General features: G+C 73.1%; 6 protein-coding genes and 1 pseudogene. All 7 read right to left on the bottom strand.

What is annotated here, in order from left to right; all coding sequences use genetic code 11:
* Positions 1-285: 285 nt before the first annotated feature.
* Positions 286-1,236, bottom strand: a complete 951-nt coding sequence (locus KIK08_RS20410; protein ID WP_308257757.1) for an endonuclease/exonuclease/phosphatase family protein — start codon at positions 1,234-1,236, stop codon at positions 286-288.
* A gap of 269 nt (positions 1,237-1,505) precedes the next feature.
* Entirely contained in the window at positions 1,506-2,309 is an 804-nt protein-coding gene (locus KIK08_RS20405; protein ID WP_214404803.1) for a putative T7SS-secreted protein, read from the bottom strand.
* An 11-nt stretch (positions 2,310-2,320) separates the two neighbouring features.
* Entirely contained in the window at positions 2,321-2,689 is a 369-nt protein-coding gene (locus KIK08_RS20400) for a hypothetical protein (RefSeq protein ID WP_214404802.1), read from the bottom strand.
* A 195-nt stretch (positions 2,690-2,884) separates the two neighbouring features.
* Complete coding sequence (locus KIK08_RS40095) at positions 2,885-3,604, bottom strand: bifunctional DNA primase/polymerase (RefSeq protein WP_250557411.1); 720 nt, start codon at positions 3,602-3,604, stop codon at positions 2,885-2,887.
* A 34-nt stretch (positions 3,605-3,638) separates the two neighbouring features.
* Positions 3,639-3,980: pseudogene (locus KIK08_RS42265) on the bottom strand (bifunctional DNA primase/polymerase); the annotation flags it as partial.
* A gap of 8 nt (positions 3,981-3,988) precedes the next feature.
* Positions 3,989-4,492 (bottom strand): hypothetical protein, encoded by a 504-nt coding sequence (locus KIK08_RS20390; protein WP_214404800.1) that lies wholly within the window; start codon positions 4,490-4,492, stop codon positions 3,989-3,991.
* Between the two features lie 643 nt (positions 4,493-5,135).
* Complete coding sequence (locus tag KIK08_RS20385; RefSeq protein ID WP_214404799.1) at positions 5,136-6,161, bottom strand: ArdC-like ssDNA-binding domain-containing protein; 1,026 nt, start codon at positions 6,159-6,161, stop codon at positions 5,136-5,138.
* Positions 6,162-6,462: the final 301 nt, after the last annotated feature.

Below are 6,462 nucleotides of genomic sequence, written 5' to 3'. Positions count from 1 at the left end.
CCTGAGAGGTGCTCCTGGTTCGTGGCGGATGTGGACCTTCGCAAGTCACATCCTTGCTGCTCAGGAGCACCTCTCAGCTGTTCGACACACCTCCGCGGCCATACCGGCATGAAAGCGCCGGGCTAGTCGGGTGGAATTGCTCCACATCAAGCAGTTGGCAGGATTTGGACTTGGAAGGCTGGTGACCCCAGGCGTCGGCTGGCTCCCCCAACCTCATGGTGCGCCGCTCAAGCATTGCCTCGCTGACCGTGCTGATGACAGGGGTCGGCTCCGACAGCGAGGGGCTCACAGGTTGATCGTGGCCAGTACGGGGCGGTGGTCGGATCCGGGGGCGTCGCGGCGGGTGCGGGGGTCGTCGGTGATCGAGGGCGCCGCGGCGGTGGTGTCGGTGGTGACGGCGCCGTTGGGGATCAGGCCGACGAGGGCGTGGCTGACCAGGATGTGGTCGATGAGTTCGCCGCGGCCGCGGTAGACCCGGCTGAACCTCTGCGCCTCGGGGATCTGCGCGGCGAGGTTCCACAACCGGACCCCGTCGCCTTGGTCGGGCCGGGTGAACCCGGCGGTGCCGATCTCCGATCCCGGTGGGCCGTGCAGGATCTGCGTGGTCGCCGCCGCCGGCTCGTCGTTGAGGTCACCGAGCACCACGACCGCCCGCTGCTGGCCTTGGCCGTCGAGCAGCGCGGTCGCGGCCGCGCGAACGGTGACCGCTTCAGCCGTGCGGCGGTTGAGGGCGTAGGCGCCGAACCGGGCCCGTTCGCCCTCGTCGCGGGGAGAGAACCGGCCGCCGGGGAAGGTGAGCAGCTTCGACTTGAGATGACAGGTCACCAGGTCGATGGACTGGCTGCCGGCCTGGACTCGGGCGCGTAGGGCGGGGCGGCCCATCGTCGAGGACGTCGTGTTGGTGTCGTCGACCTGGATGGGGCGCAACCCGGCCGGGAAGCCTATGGTCTGCTCGATGTCGGTGAGTTCCAGGCGGGACAGGAACCCGACCCGGATCCCGCGCCGGTCGGGGTCGGCGGTGGCCAGGTGCCAGCCGCCACCGGCACGGTCGGCGAGGTCGGTGAGCGCGTCGGGGTCGCCGACCTCCTGGACTGCGAGCACGTCGGGGGCGAGCACGGTGATGGTGTCGGCCAAGGAGGAGAGCTTGGCCTGGTAGGCGTCCTCGGTGCGGGGGCCGCCGTCCGCGCCGGGCCGGAACAGGTTCTCCAGGTTCCACGTGCCGATCCGCACCACCACCGCAGCGTCCCCTCCCCCACCTCACCGTTGCTGGTCTACCGCTGAGTCGCAGACTGCGTGCCTGATGTGACGGTCTGCAGGTCACTGGTCATCGAGCGTTCATCTTCCGCGCCGGGCTGCGACTCTCCCGACCAGCCGCGGCCACGCTGTTGCCGCCGCCCTGCCGGCAGGCCCGTAGCTACCGGGTCTGGCCGACAGACCCCGCTCGAGGACTGCGGTGAACGGCGCGCCCGGCGACGACAACACCACGGTGTCCGCGCCCGCGGCACCTACCCGCGGGAGGTCAGCGGTCCAGCGGCGGCCTCACCTGGCATCTCTCGCGGTGGCAGCACAGGATCGGCGTGCCAGACGGGATCGGCGAGAAGCCGGCGCAGGGCAGGTAGTTGTCCGCGGCCGCGCGCAAGGTCAGCGCGGACGTCGGCCGCGACCGAGGCGAGCTGAGCACGGGCCGCGTCCAATGCGCGACGCGCCTCGGCGCGTGCGGCGGCCGTGCCGGTGCCACCCAGCCGGCCGGCGTCGGGGACCTCTTCGTAGCCGTCTGTGCTCGCGGCGCCCGGGGGTCGGTCGGCCGGGGCGCCGGGGACGGGTGTGGGCGGGGCGCCGAAGAGCTCGATGGCGTCGCGGGCTTCGGCTTGGGCTCGTGTCAGGGCGTCGGCGTAGCGGCGCAGCGCAATCCCGACGGTGCGGGTAGCCAGAGCGCTGTCATGGTACCGGTTGGTCTGCTGTTTGGTGTAGACGCGGAAGCCGTCGGCGGCGACGCTGTCCCACACCGAGGTGCTGGGTACCGCGTCGCGTAGCTGCGTTGTGGTCGCCTCGTGGTCGCGGCAGCGCTGGGCGAGTTCGTCCGCCGCAGCGTGCAACCGGACGGGGTTGCCGGGGACCAGGCGGGCCGGGTCGCGGGTCGAGCCCAGCTCAGCCTGCGACGCAGCACCCTCATGCTGGTCGTTGTCCCTCGTGCCGACGTCAGAGCCGGCGTCGGCTCCGGTGTCGGCTCCGTACGTCGGCGATGACCGCATCGACGATGGGGCTGGGAGCTGATCAGGTCGGTTCTGGGAGGGAACGGCGATGGCCATGGCTGCGGCTCCTACTCGTCCGGGCACGTCGGTCCCTCCTCGTGAAGGCCCGCTGGTTGCGGGGCGAGGGGGCGTGCGAGGCGGACGAGCATGCGGACGAGCGCGGCCTCGATACCGGCATACAGCACCGCGCAGTTGTGCAGCTCCTGCGCGGCGGCCGCGTCATCGGCGGCGAGGTCAACGCACGTCCGCCGGTACGCGGTCAGGAAGCCATCCAGAGCGGCGACGACATGGTCGTCACCGACCGCGTCGAGCCACGAAGTAGCTGCAGGAGGTGGCGGAGCAGGGGGCGGGGTGATCGCGGTCGCCGCGAGGTGGAGGGCGTCGGTGTCGACCGAGATCGCGGTGCCTGCCGGATCACCGAACGGTGTCGTCGTCATGACGCGTCATCAGGCCACGCGGCTGGGTGTTCTCGTGGTCGAACGCTCGAGGATCGGCCGGCAGCGCGGACGGTTACGCCGTGGGCAGCCACGGCCCGTTAGCCACAACGGGCCCCTGACCGGCTCACGACCGTCCACGGGCGCGGTGCCAGTGATGGCACCGCGCTCTCGGATGCCCGGGCGCCCCGAGCAGGCTCATTCACGAGCAGGCACGGTGCCCGGCAGTGTAGCGGCACCCGGTTTCGGGTGGCGGCGCGGCGCGCGACCCGTGCTGACGCCGCTGGCCGCCTGCCCGGGCAGCTGACGTGATCTGGTCGGGCTGGCCTGGGGGCGTTCCTGCCGTGTACCAAGCCGCGCGCGTCCCCTGGACGTGGTCGGGGAGTCGATGTGGCGGGGTCGGCGGGCGCCGAAGGCGAGTCCGTCGGCGATGTCGCGTTCCACCTGGCGACGGGTGTAGCCCTCGATGCCCACGTAGCCCTGCGCCGCGGCCGTCAAGGCAGCGTGGGCGACATGGATGTCGAGGGCGCCGCTACCGACGAGCCGCCCGAGCTGGCGGGCGGCGTGCAGCAGCGTGCGGTGCCGCTGCCCCACCACGGCCGCCGCCACCTCCCAGCACTCCGCCTGCACGATCGCCGCGACGCACGCGCCAGCGTGCCGGACACCAGCACCCTGCAGTGCGGTTCCGGCTGGAGGCGGCGGTAGTGGCGGTGGTGGGTGCAGGGCGCTCAGCAGCCAGTCGGGCAGCTCGACCACCCGGTCGCGCGAGGCGAGCTCGCAGCGGCCCGTCGGCAGAACGGAGCCGGGTGCGACGACGTAGCCCCCGACCGCGCAGGTGTCGATGTGCCAGCCCAGCTGACCGGCGGGTGTTGCGTAGTGCCGCGCCGTCGGGGGCGCGGAAGTACAGGTGACGCCCACCGGAGGGAGTGATCACGGTCCGGGTGACCGGCACACGATGGCCGCTGTCCGCGGCGACCCGCTGCAGGACGTCTTGGCCGGTGCGCAGGCCGGACCACGGGGCGGGTGCGACCTCACCAGGTCCGGCGGTGTCGAGATCGACGACCACCAGGTGCGAGGGGCCAGCGGCGATCCCGATGTTGTAAGGCCCGGTGCGCCACCAGCGGTCGACGAGGTCGACATCGCGTGTGGCGCGCTGCTCCCACCGCGTGATCAGCGGCGTCTTCGTCCCCGCGCGCAGCGGGAAGACCGCGAAGCCGTCAGAGACCGCATCGAACGCGGCTGCGCGGAGCCGGTCGACCAAAGTGTGGAGGTCGTCGCGACGCCCCGTGCGCATCGTCCTGCTCACCGCGCCGGGGCGATGGCCGGTCCGCTGCCCGCGGCGGGACCGTCCCGCCGTCGGTGCGCCGGCGCGGCGCCATGCGCGGCGCGCCGGTGCCCGGCGCGACGGCGACGAACAGCCTGGACAGGGTCCACACGAGGTGGCGCCCACGCCCACTTCGCTTCCCGCAGCGTGACACCGGCGGCGTCGGCGAGCAGCGGCCAGGTGGCGCCGTGTTCCCGGGCCACGGCGACCACGGCGGCGAGCAGCGGGTTGGTGAGCCGGTTCGGGGCAGACCGCAGAACGACATTGACGGTGTCGGCGACGACCAGCTCGGGGACCGCGGCGAACAGGTGGAACCGCCACTCCGAGAACGCACCGGTGCCCGTGGCCGAACCCTCAACCTCGGCAGGCGCAACTCCCGACACGCTGGGGAACCGGTCACGGTCATAGGTGCGCGAACTGCGCCATCCACAACCACAACCGGCCTTCCACCCGACGACGCGGTCGCCGGCACCGACCGCCACGGTGTAGCCCTCGTGCTGGGAGGCAGGCCCGTACCCGGTGTCGTGCCGCCATCTCGGACCAATTCGCCCACCAGGCACCAGTGCTTCCCGCTTCATGCCGTGCCGCCAGCGCCCGGAGCCGCCGGCGATGACCGGCGGTGCCTTCCAAAGGACCCGGTGTCGTGGGGGACGTCGGCGGGCCGGGCCGGGCGACGGTCGGGTCGATGGCGGTAGCCGGTCTGCTCGTGGCTGCGGCGGTGGTCGGGCACGTCAAGGTCGCGCGGCTCGGGGCCGCTCTGCTCCCCAGCCGGCAGCTGGCGGGTCGACTGGCCGGGAAGACGCCTGTGCGCCACCGGAACCGCCGGACGTGGGCGACCGTCGTCATGGGGCACGAGGCAGAGCGGTTCGCGGTCCTCGTGCGACCAGTCCGGACGAGGGCCGTCGGCAACCTTCCAGTAAGCGGGTGGCTCCGGACGGGCCGGCGTCCGGCACACCGGGCAGACGAGCTGGTTCGGATCGGGCCAGCGCCGCTCATCAGCACTGGACCCGTCTCCGATGACGAAGCGGCGGTCGATCGGCATGCACGCCCCCCAGCAACGGGATCAGCAACGACGCCACCGTCGCGGCCCGGGTGGCGGGCGGCGTGGTCGTCGCATTGCCGCGCTCACGGCGACGGCTCCGGCGCAGCACGACCACCGGCGGCGCCGAGCGGCCGCCCCGCTTGGGCAGCCGGAGCAGCTCGTCTGGTCGGCGCAGGTGCTCCGGTGGCCGGATCCTGCGGCGGCTCGTCGGGGGCGAGGTCGGCGAGGATGCCGGCCGCAGCCGTGTGGACGGTCTCGGCGGCCGCGGCGATCACCTCGCGGTCGCCGCCGCTCCAGCCGGCGACGTAGGGCACGGCGCTGGAGGTGCTGTCGCCGCCGTGCGCGGCCATGACGATGAACGCGATCGACTCCGCCTCGGTCTCCGCCTGCGCCCGACCGATCTTGCGGTGTTCGTGGCCGGCGCGGATGTGGCCGAGCTCGTGGGCGAGGACGGCGACGGCGTAGGCGTCGTCGATGTCGGGGCGCACCGCGACGACACGGTTCACGTAGTCGGTCCACCCTTGGGCCTGGCCGGTCTCGGGGCGGCGTTGCAGGGCGAACCCGGCGGCGCGGACGAGGTTGGCAAGCGGCTCCCACAGAGCGGTGGTGTCCGCGCCGGCCAGCGGCACCGGCCGGGGTGGTTCGGGCAGCGGCGCGCCGTCGGTCTGGGAGACGTCGAAGACGTGCGCGACCCGGAACCCCGCGACGACCCGCCGGCCACCCTTCTCCTCCGGCCGGGGACCGGCCGTGTCGCCGTCAACCGGGTCGTCGTGCTCGTCGGTGGTGCGGCGGGTGACGGGGGCGAGGATCTGCAGGCCGCGTTCGCCTTTGCGGACCGACCGCCCGAGGGCCTTCCACGCGCTGAACCCGGCCACCGCGGACAGGGTGATGCCGCGCTGTTCGGCCTGGGCCCAGAGCAGCATCATGTTCCGGAAGCTGTAGCGGTGGAACTTCGTGGCCGCGCGCAGCATCGCGGTCCACTGCTCGCCCTCGGTCAGCTCCCCGACCGCGCTGTTGAGCTGGGCCAGGAGCGCCTCGACCTTCGCCGCGCGCTCCTGCGGACTCGTCCGAGCCGGCCCGGGGCGGCGTCGGCGACTCGCTGAAGCCATGCCCGCACCGTCGCGCCACGTCTCGACGCGGACGTGGCCACGAGATGGCTGACCGTGTGGCCGAGTGCCGACCACGGCGCCGAGCGCAGCGCGGCCGCACCGCCGTCAGCGGCCACGTCGAGGTGCAGCGCGACCACGAGGGTGCCCGGCCATTCAGCACGGCTCCGCCACGCCGCCGTCCATCCCCACGCCGTCCCGGTGTAGCAGGACCGCCCGTGCCGACCACGCCGCCGACCACGCCGCCGAGCAACGCGTGACCACGCAGCCGTCCATCCCCGAGCTGAGTCTTCGTCCCGGTCGC

The sequence above is a fragment of the Pseudonocardia lacus genome, assembly GCF_018531445.1.
Taxonomy (GTDB): domain Bacteria; phylum Actinomycetota; class Actinomycetes; order Mycobacteriales; family Pseudonocardiaceae; genus Pseudonocardia; species Pseudonocardia lacus.
Note: the sequence above shows the minus strand (reverse complement) of the source record. Positions and strands in the feature narration are given on the sequence as shown.